This is a genomic window from Maricaulis sp., from assembly GCF_034670125.1.
In the GTDB taxonomy this organism is placed as follows: domain Bacteria; phylum Pseudomonadota; class Alphaproteobacteria; order Caulobacterales; family Maricaulaceae; genus Maricaulis.
In genome coordinates, this window is sequence record NZ_JAXMOC010000003.1 from 406,418 (window position 1) to 431,764 (window position 25,347).

21 protein-coding genes are annotated in these 25,347 nt (G+C 64.5%); 12 read left to right on the forward strand and 9 right to left on the reverse strand.

All coding sequences use genetic code 11. The features are described from left to right. Positions 1 to 103 precede the first annotated feature (103 nt). Positions 104 to 3,589, forward strand: coding sequence for a PAS domain-containing protein (locus tag VOI18_RS08200; RefSeq protein WP_323761910.1), 3,486 nt, complete (start codon positions 104 to 106; stop codon positions 3,587 to 3,589). A 36-nt stretch (positions 3,590 to 3,625) separates the two neighbouring features. Here the strand turns inward: VOI18_RS08200 and VOI18_RS08205 are convergent, their stop codons facing one another. Genes VOI18_RS08205 through VOI18_RS08215 form a run of 3 tightly spaced genes read right to left on the reverse strand, consistent with a single transcriptional unit; the run spans position 3,626 to position 7,010 of the window. Beyond that, positions 3,626 to 4,861 (reverse strand): ABC transporter permease, encoded by a 1,236-nt coding sequence (locus VOI18_RS08205; protein ID WP_323761911.1) that lies wholly within the window; start codon positions 4,859 to 4,861, stop codon positions 3,626 to 3,628. Continuing rightward, positions 4,858 to 5,538, reverse strand: a complete 681-nt coding sequence (locus VOI18_RS08210; protein WP_323761912.1) for an ABC transporter ATP-binding protein — start codon at positions 5,536 to 5,538, stop codon at positions 4,858 to 4,860. The genes VOI18_RS08205 and VOI18_RS08210 overlap by 4 nt, the downstream gene beginning before the upstream one ends. Beyond that, positions 5,538 to 7,010, reverse strand: coding sequence for an efflux RND transporter periplasmic adaptor subunit (locus VOI18_RS08215; protein WP_323761913.1), 1,473 nt, complete (start codon positions 7,008 to 7,010; stop codon positions 5,538 to 5,540). The genes VOI18_RS08210 and VOI18_RS08215 overlap by 1 nt, the downstream gene beginning before the upstream one ends. Positions 7,011 to 7,212: 202 nt before the next feature. Here VOI18_RS08215 and VOI18_RS08220 point away from each other — a divergent pair, with 202 nt between their 5' ends. From VOI18_RS08220 to VOI18_RS08240, 5 genes are all read left to right on the forward strand, one after another. Continuing rightward, positions 7,213 to 7,530, forward strand: a complete 318-nt coding sequence (locus VOI18_RS08220; RefSeq protein ID WP_323761914.1) for a hypothetical protein — start codon at positions 7,213 to 7,215, stop codon at positions 7,528 to 7,530. A gap of 2 nt (positions 7,531 to 7,532) precedes the next feature. After that, complete coding sequence (locus VOI18_RS08225; protein ID WP_323761915.1) at positions 7,533 to 8,582, forward strand: helix-turn-helix transcriptional regulator; 1,050 nt, start codon at positions 7,533 to 7,535, stop codon at positions 8,580 to 8,582. A gap of 107 nt (positions 8,583 to 8,689) precedes the next feature. Next, a complete protein-coding gene (locus VOI18_RS08230; RefSeq protein ID WP_323761916.1) occupies positions 8,690 to 9,229 on the forward strand; it encodes a hypothetical protein in 540 nt (179 codons plus the stop codon). Between the two features lie 85 nt (positions 9,230 to 9,314). Beyond that, positions 9,315 to 9,662 carry a zinc ribbon domain-containing protein YjdM gene (locus VOI18_RS08235; RefSeq protein ID WP_323761917.1) on the forward strand — a complete coding sequence of 116 codons (348 nt, stop codon included), beginning with the start codon at positions 9,315 to 9,317 and terminating at the stop codon, positions 9,660 to 9,662. A gap of 111 nt (positions 9,663 to 9,773) precedes the next feature. Next, positions 9,774 to 12,506 carry a pitrilysin family protein gene (locus VOI18_RS08240; protein ID WP_323761918.1) on the forward strand — a complete coding sequence of 911 codons (2,733 nt, stop codon included), beginning with the start codon at positions 9,774 to 9,776 and terminating at the stop codon, positions 12,504 to 12,506. 96 nt (positions 12,507 to 12,602) lie between these two features. Here the strand turns inward: VOI18_RS08240 and VOI18_RS08245 are convergent, their stop codons facing one another. The 3 genes from VOI18_RS08245 to VOI18_RS08255 all read right to left on the reverse strand — a co-directional run bounded on the left by VOI18_RS08245 (position 12,603) and on the right by VOI18_RS08255 (position 15,044). Next, on the reverse strand, positions 12,603 to 13,028 hold the full coding sequence (locus tag VOI18_RS08245) for a hypothetical protein (protein ID WP_323761919.1): 426 nt from the start codon (positions 13,026 to 13,028) through the stop codon (positions 12,603 to 12,605). Positions 13,029 to 13,285: 257 nt separating this feature from the next. Further along, positions 13,286 to 13,969, reverse strand: coding sequence for a hypothetical protein (locus VOI18_RS08250; protein WP_323761920.1), 684 nt, complete (start codon positions 13,967 to 13,969; stop codon positions 13,286 to 13,288). 295 nt (positions 13,970 to 14,264) lie between these two features. After that, a complete protein-coding gene (locus tag VOI18_RS08255) occupies positions 14,265 to 15,044 on the reverse strand; it encodes an SDR family oxidoreductase (RefSeq protein ID WP_323761921.1) in 780 nt (259 codons plus the stop codon). Positions 15,045 to 15,899: 855 nt separating this feature from the next. On the opposite strand from VOI18_RS08255, the gene VOI18_RS08260 reads away from it, so the two are divergent. Further along, positions 15,900 to 16,352, forward strand: coding sequence for a hypothetical protein (locus VOI18_RS08260; RefSeq protein ID WP_323761922.1), 453 nt, complete (start codon positions 15,900 to 15,902; stop codon positions 16,350 to 16,352). 111 nt (positions 16,353 to 16,463) lie between these two features. Here VOI18_RS08260 and typA read toward each other — a convergent pair whose 3' ends face one another. The 3 genes from typA to VOI18_RS08275 all read right to left on the reverse strand — a co-directional run bounded on the left by typA (position 16,464) and on the right by VOI18_RS08275 (position 20,265). Then, positions 16,464 to 18,290 (reverse strand): translational GTPase TypA, encoded by a 1,827-nt coding sequence (typA, locus tag VOI18_RS08265; RefSeq protein ID WP_323761923.1) that lies wholly within the window; start codon positions 18,288 to 18,290, stop codon positions 16,464 to 16,466. Between the two features lie 111 nt (positions 18,291 to 18,401). Then, positions 18,402 to 19,667, reverse strand: coding sequence for a cache domain-containing protein (locus tag VOI18_RS08270; RefSeq protein WP_323761924.1), 1,266 nt, complete (start codon positions 19,665 to 19,667; stop codon positions 18,402 to 18,404). Between the two features lie 73 nt (positions 19,668 to 19,740). Then, entirely contained in the window at positions 19,741 to 20,265 is a 525-nt protein-coding gene (locus tag VOI18_RS08275; RefSeq protein WP_323761925.1) for a MarR family winged helix-turn-helix transcriptional regulator, read from the reverse strand. A gap of 191 nt (positions 20,266 to 20,456) precedes the next feature. On the opposite strand from VOI18_RS08275, the gene hppD reads away from it, so the two are divergent. The 5 genes from hppD (at position 20,457) to VOI18_RS08300 (ending at position 25,292) form a co-directional block, all read left to right on the forward strand. Next, positions 20,457 to 21,536 carry a 4-hydroxyphenylpyruvate dioxygenase gene (gene hppD, locus VOI18_RS08280; RefSeq protein ID WP_323761926.1) on the forward strand — a complete coding sequence of 360 codons (1,080 nt, stop codon included), beginning with the start codon at positions 20,457 to 20,459 and terminating at the stop codon, positions 21,534 to 21,536. 9 nt (positions 21,537 to 21,545) lie between these two features. Next, positions 21,546 to 22,079 carry a VOC family protein gene (locus tag VOI18_RS08285; protein ID WP_323761927.1) on the forward strand — a complete coding sequence of 178 codons (534 nt, stop codon included), beginning with the start codon at positions 21,546 to 21,548 and terminating at the stop codon, positions 22,077 to 22,079. Positions 22,080 to 22,204: 125 nt separating this feature from the next. Beyond that, positions 22,205 to 23,734 carry an alpha/beta hydrolase gene (locus VOI18_RS08290; protein ID WP_323761928.1) on the forward strand — a complete coding sequence of 510 codons (1,530 nt, stop codon included), beginning with the start codon at positions 22,205 to 22,207 and terminating at the stop codon, positions 23,732 to 23,734. 119 nt (positions 23,735 to 23,853) lie between these two features. Next, on the forward strand, positions 23,854 to 24,087 hold the full coding sequence (locus VOI18_RS08295; protein ID WP_323761929.1) for a hypothetical protein: 234 nt from the start codon (positions 23,854 to 23,856) through the stop codon (positions 24,085 to 24,087). Between the two features lie 212 nt (positions 24,088 to 24,299). After that, positions 24,300 to 25,292: a PhoH family protein gene (locus VOI18_RS08300; RefSeq protein WP_323761930.1), complete on the forward strand. Its 993-nt coding sequence runs from the start codon at positions 24,300 to 24,302 to the stop codon at positions 25,290 to 25,292. Positions 25,293 to 25,347 lie beyond the last annotated feature (55 nt).

Sequence of the window (25,347 nt, forward strand, 5' to 3'; positions counted from 1 at the left end):
CGGGGCATCAATCCTTTTCCTTCCGGGCGGGACTCAGTCACACTGTCACAGACGCAAATGCCAAGAGGTTGTGGATGACACACGCTGCGGGAGCCTGGACGCGATGACCTCACGGTCCGCCGATATGCAACGCGCGTTGTTCGCCAGCTCGCCGCTGGCCATTCTCTCCCTCGACGCCAACGGCACCATCACGGCCGTCAACGCCGCTGCGGCCGAGCTGTTGGGCTATGACCGGGCCGACCTGGCCGGCAAGCGGGCCCAGATCGTGTTCGCCGACCCGCGCGCCTATGACGGGCTCGAGGCGAACCGGTTCAACATTCCAGACGACTTGGCAGAGGGTCGTTTCACGGCCCGCTACCGCACCCGCGCCAGCCGCGTTTTCGACGGCGAGACCGTTGCCGCCCGGGCGGCCGGCGGGGAAGACGGACCGGAAGACGGGAGGGAAGACGGGAGGGAAGACGGGAGGGAAGACGGGGGGCCAGCAACCCTGCTGTTCATCCGTGATGTGTCCGCCGAGCTGAGCCTGAAGGCCAAGCTGGAAGCCAGCGACATCCAGTTGCGGGCAGCGCTGTCCTCGGCCAATGAAGGCGCGTTCTCGCTCAACCTGGTCACGCGTCTGGGCTCCACGCGCGGCTTCATCAACGAGTTCCTCGGCATTTCCAGTGCCGACGCCACGATCTCGCTGGAACGCTGGCTGGAAACCACCGCCGAGGACGATCGCGAAGCGCTCGCCGGCGCGTTCGAAACCCTGCGCACACAGCCCACGCGGCCGCTCGACATCGTGTTCCAGGCCACCCGGGCCGACGGCGAAGCGCGCTGGCTCCACATGCGGGGAAAAGTCACGGAATTCACCCGCGAGGGCGAGCCATTGCGCGTCTCGGGCGTGGTCGCCGATGCCACCGAACGCCACCGGCTGGAAGCCCGGCTCGCCGCGCGCGAGCGACAGCTCGCCGAAGCGATCGAATTCGGGTCCAGCGGAGTCTGGGAAGTCGATCCGTCCACCTTGAAGGTGACCCCGATCGGACCGATCCGCGCCATGCTGGGCCTTGGGGAGCACGACGAGGAGGAGATGGATGGCGGGCTGTGGCTCGAACGCATCCATGTCGATGACCGTGACGAAGTCGCGCGTCAATTGCGGGCGCTGGCGGATGGCACGGCCAACGTTCTGGACGTGGAGTATCGCCTGCTCGACGCCCGCACCGGGTCATGGGTCTGGCTGCGTTCGCGCGGCGAGGTCAAACCCGACACCCGGCCTCCGGTCGCCATCGGCATGCTGGTCGACATTACCGAGCGCAAGGTGTTGGAACTGAAACTGGCCGAGACCGAACAGTTGATGCGCGAAGGCCTGGAAGGCGCCAATGACGGCGCCTGGAGCTTGGATATCGCGGCCGGTCGCCTGCGGATTTCCGGCCTGTTGTCGCGGCTGTTGCAGGTTGAGGACGGGGCCACCATCACGCTGGAAGACTGGTTCGGCCTGATGCCAACCGACGCCGAACAGCTCGCCCGTGACCGGTTTCAAGGCTTCACCGATCAGGTCCGGGGCAAGGATGATGCCGGCACCAGCCAGGATCTCGGACGGTTCCGCGTCATCGGACCCGACAGCTCGGAAATCTGGTTGCGCTCGCGCGGCCGGGTCGTGGAATGGACACCGGAGGGGCGCGCCGCCCGCGCCGCCGGGATTGTCAGCAACATCACCGAGGAGCGACGCCTTGAGCGGGCCCTGGCAGAAAGCGACCGGCGACTGCGCGAAGCCCTGCTGGCGGCCGGAGAAGGGGCCTGGCGGATCAATCTGAAAACCCGCATCGCCGAAATCAGCGCCGTCATCGCCGAGATGATGGGCCTGCCACCCGCCGATGCCCGCGTCACCTACGACGACTGGGAAACCCGCGTTCACCCGGATGATCTGGAAACCACCCGCGAGGCCATTCGGGGGCTGCAAACGGGGGACAGGGACGCAGTCGATTTTGTGGTTCGTTACCAATCCGACCGGGATGGCTGGATCCGGATCCACAATCGCGGCCAGATTTCCAAGCGTGATGCTGCCGGCAATCCGGTCAGTGCCACGGGATTCATCGCCGACATCACCGAACGCCTCACCACGCAGGAGGCCCTGGCCGATCGTGAACAGCAGTTGTTGCAGGCGGTGACCGCGGCTGCGCTCGGCACCTGGCGCATCGACCTGGTCGGCCAGACCATCAATTTGCGCGGCACGATTGTCCCCGAATTGTTCGGGGATGACGAAGCGCACACCGTGCCGCTGGACGAATGGCGCAAGCGCATCCACCCGGACGATCTGGTCGCGGTCGATGCCGCGGTCGCGCACATCCTGACGTCGCCCGATGTCCAGGCCGACGACCAGTACCGGTTGCGCGACTGGCATGGCGACTATGTCTGGCACCGGGCAACCGGGCGCATTGTCGAACGTGACGAGACCGGTCGGGCAACCGCCGCGTCCGGCGTGTTGTGGAATATCGACGCGACCCGGCGGCTGGAAAACCTGATGGCGGACGAACGGGCCCGTTTCGAACGCATCTATCGTGCGACACCGGCGATGATGCACACGATCGATGCCGATGGTTTTATCGTCGAGGTCAGCGATTTCTGGCTGTCCCATCTGGGCTATACCCGATCGGAGGTCATCGGTCGGCGCTCAACCGATTTCCTCGCCCCGGAATCGCGTGATCGCGCCATTCAGGTCGAACTGCCCAAACTGTTCCAAGCTGGCCAGAACACCCATACGGAGTACCGCTTTTTGCGAAAGTCCGGAGAGCCGGTCGATGTTATCCTGTCGTCCTTCCTGGAGCGCGACCCGGAGGGCAAGCCCCAGCGCAGCTACGCCACCCTCACCGACATCACCGAGCTCAAGACCATCAATGAACAGCTCGAGCGGACAAATCTAGAGCTGGACCGGTTCGCCACGGTTGCCTCGCACGACCTGCAGGAACCCCTGCGCAAGGTGGCGGCGTTCTCGTCGCTGGTGCGGCGCCGCTATTCTGACAAGCTGGATGAGGACGGGGCCCGCAGCCTCGACTTCCTCGCCGACGCCGCCGAACGCATGCAGCGGCTCATCAACGACCTCCTGTCCTATTCCAAACTCGCCAGCCAGCCGCTCAACCTCCAGAAAGTCGACATGACCGCGCTGGTCGCCGACATCATCGACCAACTGGAAACCCCGATCAGCGAGAGCAGGGCCCGCATTACCGCGGCCGAGCTCCCGGTAATCCAGTCCGACCGCGTCCTGCTCACCCAGATCATGCAAAACCTGATCTCAAATGCCGTGAAGTATCGCGGCGAGCCCGATCCGCTCATCCTGATCGAGGCCGAGGCTGATGAGACGGACTGGACTTTTTCCGTCACCGATAACGGGATCGGACTGGAGACGCGGTTTGCCGAAAAGATCTTTGCGCCATTCCAGCGCCTGCACACGCGCGACCAATATTCAGGCACGGGGATCGGGCTGGCCGTGGTCCGTCAGGCCGTCGAGCGACTGGGTGGGCAGATCCGGGTCGAGTCGACACCGGGTCAGGGCTCAACATTCATTTTCAATCTGCCCCGCACCCCGCCCGCCCCGATCCGGGACGCCGGCTGACAGGGCCCGAACGGCCAACCTGTTCAACCTGTCAGCCTATTCAAAACGCAGCGCATCAATCGGATTGAGACGCGAGGCGCGGTGCGCCGGATAGAGCCCGAAGAACACACCGACAAAGGCCGAGGCACCGATGGCGATGGCCACGATGACCGGGTCGATCACGATCTCCAGCTGGCCGACCTCGGCATAGATGAGCGTGCCGCTGACGCCAACCACAAGCCCGGCCAGCCCGCCAATCACGCACAGCACGATACTTTCGATCAGGAACTGGTTGCGCACATCCGCCCGGCGCGCGCCAACGGCGAGGCGCAGGCCGATTTCACGCGTTCGCTCGGTGACCGAGACCAGCATGATGTTCATGATCCCGATTCCGCCGACCAGCAACACGATGCCCGCACCAACGGCAAGCAGCAGGCCGAGCTGGCTCTCGGTCTCATTGCGGGCGCGAATGAATTCGGCCAGCGACCCGACCGCGAAGTCATCCTCGGCACCGGGCTGGATCTCGCGCCGGATGCGCAGCAGGTCCTCGATGTCGGCGATGACCCGCGACGTCGACTCGCCCGGCGCGATATCGGCGTAGATCGTCGACACGCCGTCGCGGACTGTCACCCGCATCCCGGCGCCGAAGCGCTGCCGCACGGTCGAGAGCGGGGCGAAAACGACATCGTCCTGGTCCTGCCCCCACGAGCTCTCGCCCTTGGGCTCCAGCGTCCCGATAACCTCGAAGGGCTGGCCGCCGATACGGATCGACTGACCGAGCGGGCTGGCGCCATCAAACAGCTCGCGAATGATCGTCTGACCCACAACAACAAAGCGTCGGCCGCCTGTATCCTCGGCTCCCGAGAAGGCCCGGCCTTCGTCGATCACCCAGCCGCGGGCCGAGAAATAGTCCGGGTTCACACCCTGGATGCGAGAACTCCAGTTAATGCCGCCGAACACCAGGGTCGTTGACGCGGAAACCTCGCCCGAGACGCCCGCAAGGCCGGCCACTTCATTGCGGATCGCCTCGACATCACCGTCCGTCATCGGATCGGCCGAACCGGCCCCGCCGCGGCGGCCGCCAAACATCGACGAGCCCGGCCGTATGATCAGGAGATTGGCGCCAAAGCTGGCGATTTGCGCCTCGACCGCCTGCTTGGTGCCCTCACTGATGGAGACCAGAACGATCACCGAGGCAACGCCGATGATGACACCGAGCATGGCGAGAGCGCTGCGCAGCGCATTGATGCGCAGCGCCGTCAGCGCCACGCGGAGCGAAGCAAAGGCATTCATGAGCGGTCCTCCACGACAACGCCATCCCGGAACACGATCTGGCGCCGGGCATGATCGGCGACTTCCTGCTCGTGCGTCACCAGAATGACCGTGATGCCCTCGCGATTGAGCTGGTCGAAGATCGCCATGATGTCGTCCGATGTCTTGGAATCCAGGGCGCCGGTTGGCTCGTCGGCGAGCAGGATCTTGGGGTCGTTGACCAGGGAGCGGGCAATGGCGACGCGCTGTTGCTGGCCCCCGGAGAGTTGCGAGGGATGGTGATCGGTGCGGTCGCCCAGACCAACCTGGGTCAGGCGCTTCATGGCCCGGTCGACGCGGTCGCGATGCGGCATGCCGGAATAGACCAGCGGCAGGGCCGCATTCTCGACCGCGCTGGTGCGCGGCAGGAGATTGAATTGCTGGAAGACGAAACCGATGGTCCGGTTGCGAAAGCGCGACACCGCGTCCGGCCCCAGCGCCCGCACATTCTCGCCGGCAATCCGCAGCTCTCCCGAAGTCGGCTGGTCGAGTGCGCCGAGCAGGTTCATCAGGGTCGACTTGCCCGAGCCCGACGTGCCCATGATGGCAACATATTCGCCCGCCTCGATATCCAGCGAGACGCCGTTGAGGGCGTGCACGGTCTGGTCGCCCATCGTGTAGGTCTTGACCAGATCACGGCACTCGATCAGCGCCGGCATTATTCGCGCACCTCGCGGGCCCGGGTGATGACGGCCTCGCCAGCGGCCAGCTGGCCGCCGACCACCTCGGTCTGCTGGGTATCATTGATGCCCACGCGAACCCGGCGCTCGGCCAGCGTTCCATCGTCTTCCAGCACCCAGAGCGTGACGCTGCGAGTTTCGCGCATTTCGCGCTGGATCTCGCGATAGCGGGTCATCTGTTCCGGCGTGAACACGGCCTGCAACTCGCGGGTGATTTCGGCCTGGGCCGCCGCGCGGTCCGGCGTTTCGCCCGACTGGGCGGCTGCGGCCATGCGGCCGAAGACCTGCCGGAAGATCGCGCCGGCGCGTTCCTGCTGATCCTGGGTAAGCTCCAGCTGCTCGGCCATCTGCGCCATCGGATTGCGTCCGCCGCCCGGACCACCCCGGCCGCCGCCAGGGCGACCACCGCGCTGTCCGCCCGCCTCAACCGGCTGTGACCGGCTTTCCAGCGCTGGCGACGGACGAAAGCGCAGCGCCGAATTCGGCACGGTCAGCACATCGGTCCGCTCGCCGGTGATGATGTCCATATTGGCCGTCATTCCGGGCAGGAGGCGCTGACCGGGATTGGTCGCCGAGATCACGACGGTATAGGTGACGACATTGTTCAGGGTCTGCGGTGCCAGACGGATCTGCTCGACCACGCCCTCCAGCTCCAGCCCCTGATAGGCGTCGACGGTGAAGGAGACCGGCTGGCCTTCCGAAATCTGGCCGATATCGGCCTCGTCGACCTGGGCATCAATCTGCACCTGGCCAAGATCCTGGGCGATGGTGAACAGGGTCGGCGCCGACAGGCTGGCGGCGACGGTCTGGCCCTCATCGACAGCCCGGTCGACAACGATGCCATTGATCGGCGCGCGGATGGTGGTCCGTTCCAGATCGATCTGAACGCCTTCAAGCGTTGCGTCACGCTGGGCGAGCACGGCTTGGGCGTTGCGGATCTGGGCGTCGGAAACGGCAAGATTGGCCTGCGCCGCTTCCTGCGCAGTCAGGGCATTGTCGAGCGCCGCCTGGGCCGAGATACCCCGGTCGAACAGGGCCCGGATACGGTCATACTCCTGTTGTGCGGATCGGGCATTGGCCTCGGCCGTCAGGCGGTTGGCCCGCTGCAGGGCGAGCGTGGCGGCCGCGGTGGCGCGATTGGCCTCGGCCTCGCGGATCCGGGTCTCATAAGTCTCAGGATTGAGCTGGGCAATGACCTGGCCCGCCTCGACCGTGTCATTGAAATCGGCATAGAGGCTCTCGATCTGCCCGGACAATTGCGAGCCGACCTCGACCGTCACCAGCGCCCGAACGGCGCCCGATGCCGCAACAATCCGGCGCACTTCGCCCTGGGTGACCTCGTGGGTCTCGATCACGATCTCTCCGGCACTGTCCGCGCCGCGTGACATCCACCACCAGCCGGCCGCAGCCAGCACCACAAGACCGATCACTCCGATCCAGATCCGCTTCATCGACATCATTCCTGTAAACCTGTCCCCGAGCCTGTTGTCGCCAGTGAAACGCGCGCGGGCCTGTTGATCCGTCGCCGCCGTCACCGGCAATTGCACACGACACCGCCTGCGGCGCCGTCCCTGTGCGGATGTAGCGCGCGGGTACCGGAAAGGCTAATGAGAAGGTGCCCGCCGCCTTTGCCGGGACGTTTGAGTTCTTGTGATGTTTGATGAATTGAAAATCCTGTTTGACCTGCCCGGTATGGACCTGGCCCTGAAATTCGCCCCGCTCGTATGGGCCGCCATCTGGATATTCATCACGGTGTCGCTGTGGCGAGGCGGCTTTGTCGACCTGGTAGAGAAACTGACCCGGCCCCGATGGGCCGGCCCGGAGCGGGTCCGTGCCGTGATGATGTTCCCCGTACGGGCGGTCATGCTGGCGCTGGTGGCAGCGCTGGCCGCGACCATCACGACACTCGGCATCGCCTTCAATGCGGCTGTCATTGCCGGCGTGGTCCAGGCGATCGGCGCCGGAGGCTGACCTTGACCCTGATCGACGCGGTGCAATTGCTGGCGGCCTATCATGCCGGCGGTCTGGCCGGCTACCTGCTGGTCCGGCGCATCTCGCCCAGCCTCGCCATCCTGTGCCTGGTGTTCGCGGCGCACATGCTGGCCAATCTGGTGACCACGCTCGCCCCGCTACCGCCGCAGGCTGATATCACCAGCGCGTTCGGCCTGCTGTACGGGCCGGGACTGTGGTTGTTCGTGCGCGGGCTTTGCTACCGCGAGGCCCGGCCGGGGTGGCGGGATCTCATTCATCTTGTCCCCGCCCTGCTGGTGGTCCTCGTCCGCCCCGCGGATCCCTGGCCACAACTGGGCGGCCTGCCCCTGTTGTTGGGCTATGTGGCCGCAACCTTCCTGGCGCTGCGCGACCATGGGCGGCTGGCCGGCCAGGTCCGCGCCGATGACGACCGGGTCAGCCTGCGCTGGGTCCGGCAGGCCTTCTTTGCGTTCGTGGTGATCGCCGCCTTCGACATTGGTCGCTCGACCTTCGCCGCGCGCCTTCCCGAGCTGGACGATGCCGGACTGGCCCTGGTCCTGGTTGCCGTGACGGCGCTGCTGAGCGCGCTGACCTGGCGCAGCCGCATCCATGTTCGCGACCGTGGAGCCCTGTCGCCACGCGGACTTGAAGCCGGGCGGGCCGGGGCCGCGTCCGGGCCGGACGATGCCGACGCGCTGGCCGATTTCGCCCGCATCGACCGGATCGTCCGCTCGCAGGAGCTGTGGCGCGAGCCGCGCCTGTCACTGGCCGACGTCGCTCGCGCAGCAGGAGGCAGTACGCGGGACGTGTCGCGTGCCGTGAATACCGGTAGCGGGCAAAGCTTCTCGGCCTATGTGAACGGGCTGCGGATCAATGCCGTTGATGCCCTGATGTCCGACCCCAAGCGCGCCGACGCGACCCTGCTCACCCTCGCCTTCGAGGCCGGGTTCAATTCCAAATCCGCCTTCAACCGGCTGTACCGGACCGTTCGGGGTGAGACACCGAGCCGGGCCTTTGCGCGGGCGGCGGCGGCACGCCCGTCGCAGGACTGACGTCCCGCATCGCGACCCGGCACGTCCCGTATCCTGATCCGGGACGACCGGACGGGGCCGGTCGGACAAAGCTTGGCCATTGTCAAAATGGTTGAAGGACCTCCCCCATGAAAAATCCCGCTCCCCTCTTTTCGGCGCTGACCCTGCTGGCTGTCGCCACCGCCACACTGACCGCCTGTGCCAGCGCACAGCCCGCCGCCTCCGCCGGCCCGGACAGCGCGCCGGATGCGGCCCGATTCGGGGCCAGCCTCGCCACCATCCGCCCGCTGCTCGAAACCGCCTGCACCACGCTGACCATCCGCGAACTGCCGTTAGAGGAATTGCCGATAGCGCAGACCCGTCACATCCAGGCCGAGTGCGGCGGCCTCGCCCATGCCGGCGCCCCGCGCGACGCCGAGTTTGTCTTTGCCGATGACGCTCTCGCCTTCGTCTGGGTGCTGACCGATGCCGGGGAAGCCGACACCCTGCGCGCGGCGCTGGAAGCCGCCCACGGCGCGCCCAGCCACGACCTGCCGCCGGCGACCGCCTTCACCCAGGCCCGCCTCGCCCTGCGCCACGACACGCCCGAGCTGCTCTATTACGGCGCCCATGTCGCGCCGATGTATGAGGGCTGGTTCGACCAGATGGCGACGCAACTCGCTCAATAGACCTGCAGCTCACGGCTGGACGAATACCGGGCGGGCGCGTTTATGGGCGGGCCTGCCCCGACCGGCCCCGCAAAGGACCTGAGCCATGAGCGACCTGCCCGCCTGCCCGCAATGCGATTGCCAGTGGACCTATGAGGACGGCGCCCTGCTGGTCTGTCCGGAATGCGCACATGAATGGTCAGCCGAGGCCTCAGCCGCTGCCGGCGAGAGCGAGGCGGGCCGGGTCTGGCGTGATGCCAATGGGGCCGAACTGGCCGACGGTGACACGGTGACGGTGATCAAGGACCTCAAGATCAAGGGGACCAGCCAGGTCGTGAAAGTGGGCACCAAGGTCAAGAATATCCGCCTGGTTGACGGCGATCACGACATTGACTGCCGGATCGAGGGCGTCGGCCAGATGGGTCTGAAAACCGGGTTCGTCAAAAAGGCCTGATCCGGCCGGGCCCCGCCTGCCACAGACCGAAGATTACCGGAAATTTACTTCACCTGTGGCGGCAACAATCTATGTCTGTCGCATCTATCAACGCTGAGGTGGGAGAGACTCATGCACCGCTTACTCGCGGCGACCTTCGCGGCGGCCCTGTCCTTGACAGGTCTGGCCAGCGCCCAGGTCCCGGATGTCGACATTCCGTTTGAACAATTCGAGCTCGATAACGGCCTGACCGTCGTGGTCCATGAGGACCGCAAGGCGCCGATCGTCGCCGTCTCGATCTGGTATGGTGTCGGATCCGGCGCCGAACCGGAAGGCCGCACCGGCTTCGCCCACCTGTTCGAACACCTGATGTTCAACGGGTCGGAAAACTATAATGACGAGTATTTCGGGCCCTTCGAGCAGGTCGGTGCGACCGGCATGAACGGCACCACCTGGTTTGACCGCACCAATTATTTCCAGACCGTGCCGACACCGGCCCTGGAAATGGCGCTGTGGATGGAATCCGACCGGATGACCCACATGCTCGGCGCCATTGACCAGGACCGTCTCGATGAACAACGCGGCGTGGTCCAGAACGAAAAGCGCCAGGGCGACAACCAGCCCTATGGCATGGTCGAGTACTCGCAGCTGCGCGCCCTGTTCCCGGAAGGCCATCCCTACGCCCACTCGACCATCGGTTCGATGGACGATCTGGACGCCGCCTCGCTGGACGATGTGCGTGAGTGGTTCCTGCAGTATTACGGCGCCACCAATGCCGTGCTGGTTCTGGCTGGCGACATCAATGCCGAGGAAGCCCGTCCGCTGGTCGAGCGCTATTTCGGTGACGCCCCGGTCGGCCCGCCGCTGAACCGTATCAATGAGTGGATCCCGGAGCGCCGCTACGACACCACCGAAGTGCTCTATGATGACGTGCCGCAATCGCGCATCTACCGCACCTGGGTCGTGCCGGGCCGGATCACCTCCGAGCGCAATGACCTGCAACTCTTCGCCACCGTGCTGGGCGGCGGTCGCACTTCGCGCCTGTACCAGGACTTCGTGTTCGGCCGCCAGGTGGCCACCAGTGCCTTCGCCTATGTCGAAGCCCATCAGCTGGCCAGCCAGTTCCATATCCAGGTCACGCTCAATCCGGGCGAGGACGTGGACGCGGCCTCGGCCCGGATCGACGAGATCGTCGCCGAACTGCTCGCCGAAGGCCCGACGACAGACGAACTGGCCGCCGCCCGCACCCGCATCAATGCCGGTGTCGTACGTGGCCTGGAACAGATCGGCGGATTTGGCGGCAAGGCCGTCACCCTCGCCGAGGGCGCGCTGTATGCCGGTGATCCCGGCTTCTGGCGGACCCAGCTGGAGCGTCTCAACAATGCCGACGCCGACCAGGTCACGGCAACGGCCAATGAATGGCTGACCACCGGTTCGCACGAGATTACCGTGCTGCCGTTTGGCCAGTATGCCAGCGTTGAAACCGACGCCGACCGCTCGGCCCTGCCAGTCGTGGATTCGACGCCGGAACTGGTCTGGCCGTCGGTTGAAACCGCACAGCTCTCCAACGGTGTCGACATCGTCTTCGTGCGCCGCGACGCGGTGCCGGTTGTCGAGATGCAGATGGTCTTCGATGCCGGCTATGCGGCTGACAGTGTCGAGGGCGGCCAGCTGGGTCTCGCCAGCTTCACCATGAACCTGCTGGACGAAGGCGCCGGCCGGATGGATGCCACCGACATTGCCGCACGGGCCGAAAGCCTGGGCGCCAATCTCAATACGGGTGCCGGTCTGGACACCTCGTCGGTGACCCTGTCGGCCCTGACCGCGAACCTGCGTCCGTCGGTCGAGCTGATGGCCACGGTCATCACCGATCCCAGCTTCCGGGACGAGGACATCGACCGTGTCCGCGCCCAGACGCTGAACGGCATCCAGCAGGAAATGGCCAATCCGATTGCCATCGCCCTGCGCATGCTGCCGCCGGAAATGTTCGGCGAGGGCCACGCCTATTCGGTGCCCTTCACCGGATCGGGCACGCCGGAAGCGGTGACCGGCTTCAGCCGTGCCGATCTTCTGGCCCACCAGCAAGCCTGGTTGCGTCCGGACAATGCCACGCTGTTCATCGTCGGTGACACGACGCTGGACGAGGTGACGCCGATCCTCGAGCGGGCCTTCCGGGGCTGGCGCGCACCCGACGCGCCGCTGCCGCAGAAAAACCTGACCGAGGCCAGCAATGCCGACGAGGCCCGGGTGATCATCATCGATCGTCCGAACTCGCCGCAATCGCTGATCCTGGCCGGACTGATCGGCCCGTCCGGTTCGGTCGACAATCCGGAAGTCTACTCGGCCATGAACGACGCCATCGGCGGCTCCTTCACGGCCCGGGTCAACATGAACCTGCGTGAGGACAAGGGTTGGTCCTATGGTGCCCAGACCCTGCTCTGGGGTGCCCGTGGCCAGCGGCCCTGGCTGGTCTATGCACCGGTCCAGACTGACCGCACCTCGGACTCGCTCGCCGAACTCCTGCGCGAGTTTGACGAGTTCACCTCGACCAACCCGGCCACGGCCGAGGAGCTGCAGCGCTCCGTCAACAACTCGACCCGCTCCCTGCCGGGTCAGTTCGAGACCTCGGCTGCGGTCCGCAACTCACTGGCCAACAGCGCCAATCTGGGCCGCGACTGGAATTATCCGGCCACGATCACCGAGCGCTACCACGCGCTCGATCTGGAAACGGTCCGCGCCGCGGCGCAGGAAGTCGTGCACCCGGAACAGCTGGTCTGGCTGATCATCGGCGACGCCGCCGAGATCGAAGCCGGCATCCGCGAGCTCGACATGGGCGACGTGGAAGTGCGTCGCCTGGAGCAATAAGCTCCGACAGGCAGCGACACAGCGCTGAAACAAAGACGGGCACCGGAGGACACTCCGGCGCCCGTTCTTGTTCCGGTCATGCGAACGGCCCGCCCCCTAGTGCAGAAAGCGACGCTGACGCAGCAGGATGACAAGGCTGAGGATCACGAAATACTGGACGAAGGCCGACCATCCCAGCAACACGGCCAGGGGTTCCGGACTGGGCGACAGCAGGGCCCAGTCGATTTTCGCAATGCCCGCAGCAATACCATACATCCACAACACCGCCTTGCGTCGCGACACCAGAAGGATCAGGGCTGCGATCACGCCCAAATAGCCAGCCAAATAGATCACGTCCTGCCAGAGCGGGATTCCGGGTAGCCAGTGCTGCATCTCTGTCGGAAGGCTCTGAAGCGGCAGCAATCCGGTTCGGTATCCCAGCGTGATCAGAACACCATTGGTGTAGCGATACACCGAGATCGCCATCACCAGGACAGCGATGATCCATACCAGACGATTGATGCTCACTCGTGGCCTGAACATTGCGAATATCCTCTCGCTCCCTCGATAACCAGGAGAGGACAACTCAAGCCATCAATGCCGCAGTACGGCAATGCTATTTAATATGACCATTCAGGGCGTTGAAACTGATACCCGAAAAGCGGTGACCCTACCCGCTGCATCCGAATAAATCTCTCGCGGGCATCGAAAAGGGGCGGGCCCGCATACCCGCGCCGGCACGAATGTGGCCGCTGGCGGAAACTTTGGCGCCTGCTTCCCATGTCGGCCCGGGCGCGACCCTACCAGCTAAACCCACCGCCGAGTCGGGCAGCCGCGTTGTCGTCGCTGACGGCGAAAGACGCAGACATGTCCATTTGGTCCCGGCGGGCCGCAAAATTGACAGCAAGGGCATGCTGGTCACCCGCCGCACCAACTTCAAATCCCAGCCGGTAATTGCGTCCGGGTGCGGGGCTGACCGCCATCAATGCCGCAGACAGGGCCGTTCCAGATTCCACACGCTGCCGGGTGCGCTCATTCAATGTCGCCAACTGAGCCGGAAAACCCGCCACGGCCCCGGAAAAACCGGCCATCTGGCTCTCTAGAGCCTCAATCCGGGCCTGGTTGACCCCGACGGCGCCGTGGAGCGTCTCGGCCAGTGCCAACAGTTCGGACCGTTGCGCCAGAGCACACAGCGGAATCTCCATATTCTGGTCGGCCCGAACACTCCCGGACACGGCGTTGCGATTGTTGGGCTCGACGTTGAAGGCGGAAATCCGCAGACCAACCCGGACATTGACTTGTGGGCTGGAGAACAGGTCGGGGCGTCCGGTTTCGCTCGACGGGGTAAAGTCCTCACGCCGGTACTCGGAACCGACACCGGAGGAGGCAACGAAGACCGGCCAGCTTCGGCTGTCCTCGGCGATACACGGGTCCAACGCGGCGGTTTGCAGGGTAAGGGTGGCGATCAGGGCGGATAACGACATGGCGACCTCGCTGTCTGGGTTCACAGAGCGATACGGTATCGGATATCGTGTGGGGTGAGCCGGGCCTCGCATGGCCGGTCGTTGTAAACGCGCCCAGATCCGCCGCACCGGGACGAATTCCACACGCACTAACCAACACCGGCAACGATGATTTGGCTCGCCGCCACGAGGTGGCCCGCGGCGGCCCGACCGCTATCGTACGACCGTCAGACATGGCACAACCGCGCGACCAGCCACGAGAAAGGGCAGGCCCTCACCGAGCCCGCCCTCATTCAATCCAGCATGGCCTGGCGCCCTAGAATGCCCCGCGTGCCTGGGCCACGCCGCCATCGACCACCACGGTCGAGCCGACCACATAGTCCCCGGCCCGCGAGGCCAGGAAGATTGCCGCGCCGGCCATGTCCGACGGTTCGCCGACCCGGCCCGACGGTACGCCCTGTGACACCATGTCCGCATGATCGCGGGCGACCTTGTTCATGCTCGAGGCGAAAGCCCCCGGCGCGATCGCCGTGACATTGATGTTTTCCTTCGCCATCTCCAGACCCAGGCGCTTGGTCAGGTGGATGATGCCGGACTTGGACGCGGCATAGGAATAGGTCTCCATCATGTTGACCGACAGCCCGTCGATCGAGGCGATATTGATCACCTTGGCCGGCTGTTGCGGCGAGGCGGCCGCCTTGAGGGCGCCGTGCAGGGCCTGAATCAGGAAGAAGGGCGTCTTGACATTGAGGTCCATGACCTTGTCCCAGCCGCTCTCGGGAAACTCGTCCAGCGGCGCGCCCCAGGCGGCGCCGGCATTGTTGACCAGAATGTCCAGCTTGGTCTCGTGCTCGAGGAATTTCGCCGCCAGGGCCCTGGCCCCGTCAGCACCGGACGCGTCGCCCGGCAGGGCAATACACGTTCCGAACTCCGACAGGCGCTCGGCCGTGGCGAGGCATTCCGGCGCCTTGCGCGCGGTGATGTAAACCTTCGCCCCGGCCCGCACATACCCCTCGGCAATCATCTCGCCAATCCCGCGAGACCCCCCGGTGATGAGCGCCACACGGCCTTCAAGGGAAAACAAATTATCAAACATGGTACGGACCTCCCGTCGGGGTTTGCGTTTTGTTACGGGATGCGTAGCGGGTGGAAGCGAAACTGTCGAGGGTCGGGTATGGAGAAACCTTTCCGTCTCACAGCGTGGGAAGCCACGCCCCCATCACGGGGAAGAAACGTGCCGCAGGTCCTCATCCCCATTCCCGCTCATTTTTCCCGGAGGCGCGCAGCGCCATCCGGGACCGACGGGAGACTCATCGCTTGCCGGAGGGTCTCGTGGGTCCCGGCTCTTCGCCCCGCTTTTGCGGGGCTGCGGCCGGGAAAAATGCGCTTTGGGTTGGCGGGCTATTGATGAAACGGCGCCGCCTTTATCCCCGCCCACGCACCCCTTTCCTTCTCCCTTGGGAGAAGGTGGCCGAAGGCCGGATGAGGGGGATTCCTGCTGCACTCACCGGGATTTACCCCTCACCCTGACCCTCTCCCGGGGGAGAGGGAAAGTGCGCTCTGGCAAATAAAATCAGCAAACTTATCCTCCCCCCTCCCCACCAGGCGATAATGGCCTCGGTTTTCGGGATGGGAGGCACGGGCCCTGTCACTTGTGCCCGGAAACTTGCGGAGCCTGTCCGCGTGTCGGGGATGACGTCCCGATGCTCCGGCAGGGCGTGCGATCAGGTCCAGGGGCACTACACGACCGACCCTCAGTACCTGGCGCATTGGAATCGGTCGCGAGAGCGTCCGGGAAATCTCCGCGAACGGGATGTCGGCGATGTCACGTTATAAAATCAACCGGTTATCGGCATTGGCCGACATCCCGTTCTCCTCCCGCCTCTCGCCCGGCCAACGCCGCGCGAAACACTTTTCCCTGTCTGAAACCTGCCAGAAATTGGAGATCACCATGCCTCGCTCACCCCGTTCGATCGACCCGCAAACGCCGATCACCCCGAAAAACCCCGACCTCACCACCACGCAAGGCGCGTTGATCGGCGATTGCGTGCATTATGAATGCCTGGCCCTGAAGGCCATCCACGACGCGATGCATCAGCAACTCGACAAGGGCGACAGCAAGGCCGCCATCGCGACAGCCGAAATCCTGCTGGACCGTCTCAAAGCGAGCTGGCTGGCCAATGCGCTGGATGAGCTGACGGAGTACTTCCGTGCCGATGATGACAGTATCCGCCTCGACATGGTGCAGACCCTGCGCGACATCGCCCGCATGCTCGACGGCGAGTTCGGCGAAGGCATGGAGCCCAACGCCTGGGCCCGCGATCCCGACGAGTATCACAAGCTGCTCAAGCAGGCGAAGAAACAGGCCGAGTCCGGCAAGCGCAAGCTTTATGTGGGGACGTGAAAATGCATAAAGGGGACAGGTGTAATTAACGCGGCCGCGTTAATTACACCTGTCCCCTTTATGGCGCCGGGCTCCGCCGGACATCCGACGGGGATGACAAGGGTTTGATGCCTATTCTTTCCCGCGTGACGCTTTCTTGCGCTCGTGTTCCTTCAGGAAGGTCTTGCGGATGCGGATGGTTTGGGGGGTCACTTCGACGAGTTCGTCGTCATTGATGAATTCCAGCGCGTATTCCAGGGTCAGCTTGATCGGGGTGGTCAGGACGATGTTCTCGTCGGTGCCCGAGGCCCGCATATTGGTCAGCTTCTTGCCCTTGGTCGGATTGACGATCATGTCGTCATCGCGGGAATTGACGCCGATGATCATGCCTTCATAGACCTCGACCGCGTGGCCGACGAAGAGCTTGCCGCGTTCCTGCAGGTTGAACAGCGCAAAGCCCAGCACCTTGCCGTCGATCATCGACACCATGGCGCCGTGGTGACGCTGGCCGATTTCGCCGCCGGTCTTCGGGGCGTAGTGATCAAAGGTGTGGAACATCAGGCCGGTGCCCGAGGTCAGGGTCAGGAATTCGGAACGGAAGCCAATCAGGCCGCGGGTCGGGATGACATAGTCGATGCGGACCCGGCCATGCCCGTCCGGCACCATGTTCTTCATCTCAGCCTTGCGCTGGCCGAGCTTTTCCATGACGCCGCCCTGATGGTCTTCCTCGAGGTCGACGGTGAGGCTCTCATAGGGCTCGCACTGGACGCCATCGATCTCCTTGATGACAACCCGCGGACGGCCGACCGCCAGCTCGAAGCCTTCGCGGCGCATGGTCTCGATGAGGATGGACAGGTGCAGTTCGCCGCGTCCGGAGACGGTGAACTTGTCCGGATTGTCCTGCTGCTCGACCTTCAGTGCCACATTGTGGATCAGCTCGCGCTCGAGGCGTTCTTTCAGATTGCGCGAGGTGACGAACTTGCCTTCGCGGCCGGCAAACGGGCTGTCATTGACCTGGAAGGTCATCGACAGGGTCGGCTCGTCAACGGACAGCAGCGGCAGCGCCTCGACAGTGTCGGGGTCGCACAGCGTGTCGGAGATTTTCAGATTGTCGATGCCGGTGAAGGTGATGATGTCACCCGCCTGGGCGCTTTCCAGCTCGATCCGCTCGAGGCCGTGGAAGCCGAAGATCTGCTGCACCTTGCCGCGGACCTGGCGGCCATCGGCCTTGGCCACGATGACCGGCTGGTTGCGGGCCACCCGGCCACGGGCGACACGGCCAATGCCGATCACGCCGGTGAAGGAGGAATAGTCCAGCGCCGAGACCTGCAGCTGCAACGGGCCGTCCAGGTCGACGTCGGGGCGCGGCGTGTGGGCGGTGATCATCTCGAACAGCGGCGTCATGTCGGTGCCGATCACGCCGGCCTCGTTGGCGGCCCAGCCCTGAAGGGCAGAGGCGTAGACAACCGGGAAATCGAGCTGTTCCTCATTGGCGCCGAGACGGTCAAACAGGTCGAAAGTCTGGTCGACGACCCAGTCGGGGCGGGCCGAGGGACGGTCGGCCTTGTTGATCACGACGATCGGCTTGAGACCGCGGGCCAGCGCCTTCTTGGTCACGAACGAGGTCTGCGGCATCGGGCCGTCGACGGCGTCGACCAGCAACAGGACACCATCGACCATCGACAGGACGCGCTCGACCTCACCGCCGAAATCGGCGTGGCCGGGGGTGTCGACGATGTTGATGTTCCAGTCATTCCAGGTGACGGCGGTGTTCTTCGCCAGGATGGTGATCCCGCGCTCTTTTTCCAGATCGTTGGAATCCATCATCCGCTCGGACACATTGGCCCGCTCGCCCAGCGTTCCGGACTGTTGCAGCAGCTGGTCGACCAGCGTGGTCTTGCCGTGGTCAACGTGCGCCACGATGGCGATATTGCGCAGCTTGTCGAGGGACGCGCTCATGATGTCATTCCTGTCGTGAAAAGGCGCGCCCTCTTACGCTGTGAGGGCGTGGCTGGCCAGTGCTTATTCCGTGCAGTGGCCGTGAAGGGCGGGGTTGGCCGCGCGAGGCGGTCAGGTCGCTGTCGGCGGTTGCGGCTCCGGCCCGGGCGGCTGTCGGGCCGGCTCGGCCCCACCATCGGGGTCCGGCGTCGTGACCGGGACATAGCGACGTGCCGGCGGCTTCGGGGTCTGCGGCTCGAGGAAGGCCCGCACCAGATGGGAGCGCCGCAGCAGACCGCGAATGCTGGTGATCACCACCGAAATCACAAAAATGAAGTAGCCCAGACGCCAGCCCCAGCGGGTGGCGGTTTCCTTGATCCCGGCCAGGTGACTGACCGAGACGAAATACCATTCAGGGCCGGCAATGCGGCTGAAAGCCACCAAAAACTCGCTGCCGGACGATCCGACCACGCCACGCGGTCGTGGATCATCGCGCAGCAGGGACATGATCTCGACCGGGTTGATGCCGATGGCCCGGGCCTGCTGCAGGGTCTGGCCGCGGGCAATCACATTGCCGTCGCGATCGAACACCAGATTGACGCCGCCGGCCGGTGGCGCCTCGAGCGAGGAGGCCAGATGCTCGGTCATGTCGATCGAGGTCCCGAAGGCCCCCATCAGCTCGCCATTGACCCGGATCGGTTTGCGACAGGCCGTGGCCGAACGCTCGCCGCCATCGGAATAGACGAAGCGGGACAGCTGGGTGCACTGCATCGCGTTGTCGGGATTGGTGTCTTCACTGAAGAGACGCGGGTCCTCATCCGCCTGGAGATTGAAATCGGCCGGTGCTTCGTAGCGGTAGAAGGCGAGGCGGTCCTGCCGGTCGGGGGCGAAAATGACGACGCGTCGGTCGGGCGTGAAATAGTAAAGGCTGGAGAACTCGCCCAGATGGGCCTCGCCGAACGCCCGCACCACGTGGAAACCGGCCATGTAGCGCCGCTGTTCCTCGGGCGTCATGGCAACCCCGTCGCCAAGGAAGGCGCCGATGCCGTACACATGGTCGGCACCGGGCATGACACGACCATCAAACAAGTCGGGGTGGGACCGGCGGGTGCCGTCGCCAAAATCCGGGAACAGGGCGTCGAACTCGTCGAGGATCTCATCGGCGACCAACAGCTCGTGGCGACGCAAGAATGCGGCTTCGGCGGCCTCGGTCAGGACGCGGGCCTCGTCGAACAGGGTCTGTTCGCGGTCCGCCCGGACGCGGATATAGGTCTGCAACATCTCGGCGCGGGCCGTCGACAGGGACGACATCAGTATGTTGTGCGCAGCCAGTCCCGATATCGCGGCAAAGGCCGCCGACAGAAGGACGTGAACACAAATGATGACAGCCTGACGCACGGCGGGACCCTTTTTCCAACGATCCCTATACACCGTCAAAACCTAATATCCGGTGATATTTGATGAATGAAATTCAGCCCGACCGGTCAGCTTCGGGAAGCGAATTGGCCAGTCGCTTCACCAGTGCACAGAAGGCCGCCTGCTCGGCTCGATCCATCATCCGGTTGCCGGAAAGCGGCACGGCTTCCACCGACTGACGCAGCTGCGCATACACGCCCCGGCCCTTGCCGGTCAGATAGAGGTGGCTGACCCGACCATCCGCCTGCGATGCCCGTCGCACGACCAGGCCGGCTTCCAGCAGTGCCTTGGTTGCGCGGGAGACAATGCCCTTGTCCATCGGCGTCACCGTCACGACCTCGACCGCTGTCCGTCCGGGCGCCTCGGCGATGGCCGCCAGTACGCGCCATTGCGACAGGTTCAACCCTGCCTCGCGCTTGACGATGGCCGAAGTCTGGCGGGCAATCCGGTCGGCCAGTACGGTAACCTGATAGGGCCAGTATTCGTTCAGCCGGATGACATCCTCGGCCCCGTCCGGCGCCGGTGCGGCAACGGCCTCGGAGACTGACACAAGGTCAGCGGCCGGACGATTGTCCGTCAATTGTCCGTCGCCCGCAGGCTGACGTCGGGACTGCGTATCAAACGAGTTCATGGCGCCATGATAGTTGCAATCACAACTTGACGCAATAGCAACAAACGCGGTAATCAACGCCCCAATCGACAATGGCACGCCGCCGCATCGACGCCCGACGCGTCACGCCGGCGTCCCCTCACCTTCGCTGGAGACAAGACATGGCTGACCTGTTTGAAAACCCGATGGGACTTTGCGGTTTCGAGTTTGTTGAATTCACCGCGCCGGAACGCGGTGTGATCGAGCCGGTATTCCAGGCCATGGGTTTCACCCATATCGCCAATCACCGCTCCAAGGACGTGGAATTGTGGCGCCAGGGCGGGATCAATTTCCTGATCAATTATGAGCCCGACAGCCAGGCGTCCTTCTTTGCCAAAGAGCATGGACCCTCGGCCTGCGGCATGGGGTTCCGCGTCAAGGACGCCGCCCAGGCCTATGACGAATGCCTCGAGCGCGGCGCCGAGCCCGTGATGACCGAACCGGGCATTTCCGAACTTGTCATCCCGGCCGTCAAGGGCATCGGCGGCGCCACGGTCTATCTCATCGACCGCTTCGAGGACGGCAAGTCGATCTACGACATCGACTTCAACTATCTCGAAGGCGTCGACATCCATCCCGAGGGTTGTGGCTTCAACGTGATCGATCACCTGACCCACAATGTCTACAAGGGCCGGATGGATTATTGGGCCAAGTATTACGAGGACCTCTTCAACTTCCGCGAAATCCGCTATTTCGACATCAAGGGCGAATATACCGGCCTGGTATCGCGCGCCATGACGGCCCCGGATGGCCTGATCCGCATCCCGCTGAACGAAGAAAAGTCGGACGCAGTCGGCCAGATCGAGGAATATCTGCGCGAGTACAAGGGCGAAGGCATCCAGCACATCGCCTTTTCCTGCGACAACCTGATTGAATGCTGGGACCGCCTCAAGAAGGCCGGCACCGTCTTCATGACGGCTCCGCCGGAAACCTATTATGCGATGCTGGAAGACCGTCTTCCCGGGCATGGCGAACCGACCGAAGAGTTCAAGAAGCGCGGCATCCTGCTCGACGGCACCACCGAAGGCGGCCAGCCGCGCCTGCTGCTGCAGATCTTCTCGGGCAAGGCCATCGGGCCGATCTTCTTCGAGTTCATCCAGCGCAAGGAAGACGAGGGCTTCGGCGAGGGCAATTTCAAGGCCCTGTTCGAAAGCATCGAGCGCGACCAGATCGAGCGCGGCGTCATCGAAGCGGCCGAGTAGGAGGACGACATGTCCGTCAACATCAAGCGCATCCACCACGTCGCCTATCGCTGCAAGGACGCGAAAGAGACGGTCGAGTTCTACCAGCGGGTCATGGGCATGGATTTCAAACTCGCCATTGCCGAGAATGAAGTCCCCTCGACCAAGGCACCGGACCCCTACATGCACGTCTTCCTGGACGCCGGCATGGGCAATGTCCTGGCCTTTTTCGAGCTGCCCAACTCGCCGGAAATGGGTCGCGACGGCAACACGCCGGAATGGGTCCAGCACATCGCCTTTGAAGTCGAGGACATGGACGCCCTGAACGCCGCCAAGGCCCATATCGAGGCCGAAGGCCTGGACGTGCTCGGCCCGGTCAATCACGGCATCTTCAAGTCGATCTACTTCTTCGACCCGAACGGTCACCGTCTCGAACTGGCGGCCAATACCGGCACCGACGAACAGATGGCCGAACTCAAGCGCGTCGCCCGGCCGATGATCGAGGAATGGAGCCAGACCAAGCGCGCACCCAAGCACGCCGCCTGGCTGCACGAGCAGGACTAGACCGTCACCGGTCTCGAACACGAAGAAGCCCCGGCAATCCTGCCGGGGCATTTTTGTCATTCGCCTCAATCGGCGCCATGATGAAGCGTGCCGCGGCTCTCGTCGGAGGCAATCAGGGGGATACCATGTTCGAAACATGCCGCTGGCTCGCCGCGATCACCCATATGCGCTGTCTGGCTTTGCAACTGGCCGCAATCTCGGCATCGGCGGCGGCCGTGTCGAGCTGCGCGCCGGCACCCGATGCAACCCCGGACGGCATCACCCGCGAGGGCCTGCCGCGCTTTGAGACCATCGACGCGAACGCCGATTTCCCGGTCTCCGTGCCGAGCAGCTGGGACAGCCTGCGCGGCTATCTCGTGGTTGCGGAAGACCGTGCGTCCGCGGAACCACGCGAACTTCGTTTGCCGGTCGCTATGGTCCGGGCGCGAACTCCGGAACCGGGGCGTGCACCGGTGCTTTTCCTGCCCGGCGGCCCCGGCCTGGGCTCGCTTTCGGCAGCGGCCTATCCTGGCGCCTATCCCTGGACATCAGATCGCGATTTCATCGTCTTCGGGCGGCGCGGCAGTGTCCATGCCGAGCCCAGCCTGATGTGCGAGCAAATCGGCGACGCACTGGTCCGGGCCGACAGGCCCAATGCGCCTGCGCTGATCGACGCTGTCACCACCTGCCGCGAAACGCTGGAAGCGGGCGGTATTGATCCCGATCAATACAATTCCGCCGCTCATGCCGCCGATATCGAAGACCTGCGGCAGGTCCTCGATATCGAGCAATGGGGCCTGTTCGGGCTTTCTTACGGCACCCGCGTCGCGCTGACCCTGGTCCGCGACTACCCGGACACCGTTGAGTCGATGGTGCTCGACTCACCCCTGCCGCATACCGCCCGTTATGATGATGAAAGCGTGTCCAATTACGAGGCGGCGCTGCGCAGCGTCGCCGACGCCTGCGAGGCCGACGAATCCTGTGCGGCGGCGCACCCCAATTTGGCCGAACGCTATTTCGCTCAAGTCGAGCGCGCCAAGAATGAGCCGCTTACGCTGTTGGGCGAAGGCGACACGGAACGGTCCGTCAGTGCGGCCGAGCTGGCCGGCGTAACCACCCTTGGCTCGCGCGCCGCACTGGCACGCGCGCCGCTGATCATGGATGCGGCAGCGCGGCTTGATGGCAACATCCTGGCGCCTTTGCTCGACGCGCGTGGATCGCCTAGCAATTACGCTTGGGGCCTGCGCCTGTCGGTCTGGTGCAGTGAAGCCCACCCCTTCAGCGAACGCGCGAGCGCGCCTGTCCCGGAAGACCGGTTTGGCGGGCTGGACGGGGCCGTCTTCCACCCCGATGTCTGCGAGGCTTGGGACGTTTCCCAACGTCCGGAAGCCGAGATCGAACCGACGCGGTCCGCCGTGCCGACCCTGATCATCGCCGGCGAGTATGACGTCCTGACGCCCCCGCGCTGGGCCGATGACGCCGCGCGGTTTCTCGACCGCGCGCGGGTCGTGGTCATCCCGGACGGTTTTCATGGCGAGACAACAAATTGGGGCGGTGACGGCTGTGCCATGTCGCTGGCGGCGGCGTTCTTCGATGATCCGGCGACCATTGTCGACGCGCCCAGCGCTGAATGCCTCACCGGCGGTCAGCCCCCGGAGTTTGTTGTTCGCGAATGATGTCCGCCGTTCGCGCGTCGACTGAGCACGTTGCCTGGTTGCACCAGCAAAACCAGCAGCCCACAAAGCCAAGGGACCCGGCAACGACCTGTCGCCCCGCGAGAGCTGGAGGTGCTGTAGTGGCTGGTCCCGGGCGACAGCTACAAGGCCCTCGCTCGCTGGGCATTTCGTCCAATACCGTGAAAGCCCACCTCGTCCGCCCGTTCGACAAGCGGGATGTCAGCAGCCCGGTCCGGGCGATCACGGCGCGCGAGATAGTCACCATGCATGACAAGTGGTGGCTCCGCCTGCGAATGAGATTCGCCGAGACTTTCCCGGTCGGCGACCTGCTCAGCCTCGTGTTGGTGCCCTGATGCGCTACCGCAACCTCCCGCACCGGCGGGCCTGTATGAAAACCGGACGAGCACCGGACAACACTTGAAATCGGCGGGGATGGTAGACTGTCCCGGCGCCGCTTTTGGAATCACGGGTTCTGGTGCAGGATAGCCCACACCAAGGGGGATTGCTCCATCATGATCAACAACTTGCCCGTCGCCGCCCAAAGCCCGTCAGGAGCCACCCGCCTATGACCGACAGCCAGACCGCCGACGACGCTGAGCCCTTTCGCGCCTCGCTGGACCTGTCCAACGCGTTCGCCGGGCAGATCCGGACCGGTGGCGCCGATGTCCTCAGCCGGCTCGTGCCTGAGATGGCGCCCTATCATGCAACGCTGCGCCTGACCGGCAACCGTCTGGATGTGACCGGCGATGAGGCGGCCGTCATGATGCTTCAGGAAGTCGTCCAGACTGCGGCAGAAGCCAGCCAGGACGGTGCCTCGCCGGAACAGGTCTGGGCTGCTGACGCCATTGCCGCCAGCCTGCGGCAGGCCCTGGAACGCGGCCTGGCTTTCCGCGTTCCCGGTCTGCGCAATGCGGTTCGACCCAAGACCGTCATGCAGCATGCCTTCATGAGTGCATTGCTGGCCAAGTCGCCGCCGGTCATCATCGGCGCCGGGCCGACCGGGACCGGCAAGACCCATCTGGCGCTTGCGGCCGGTCTGAACCTGCTGGAAGACGGCAAGTACCGCCATCTCGTCATCGCTCGCCCGCATGTCTTCGAGCCGGGTGACGTGGTCACGGCGCAGACGCGGGCCGATACCGCCTATGACGGCCAGTTCGCCGCCATCGAGGACGAGCTGATAGACCTCGTCGGACCGGAAGAACTGACCCGGCTCCGGGAAGCCCGTCGGCTCGAGATCATGCCGGTCGGCCGGATGCGCGGCCGGACTTTCCAGAACGCCTATGTCATCGTTGACGAGGCGCAGAACATGAATGTCCAGAAGACAAGGATGGCGGTCACCCGCCTCGGCCAGAACTCCCGTATTGTGCTGACCGGCGACCCGAGCCATGTCGAACTCAAGGATGAGGGCCCGTCCGGCCTCGCTCACCTGATGGGCCTCGTTGAAGGCCAGGCCATCGCGCGGGTTTTCCGCTTTGCTGCAAGCCAGATCGTTCGCGACCCGGCGGTGGCAACGCTTGAAGCCCTCTACGCTCAAGACAATCCGTCGGCGCCGGCCTGACCGGGACGCGGCCGGTCCGGTTTCCCCTTTAGCCGATCCGGAAATCAGGCTTGGA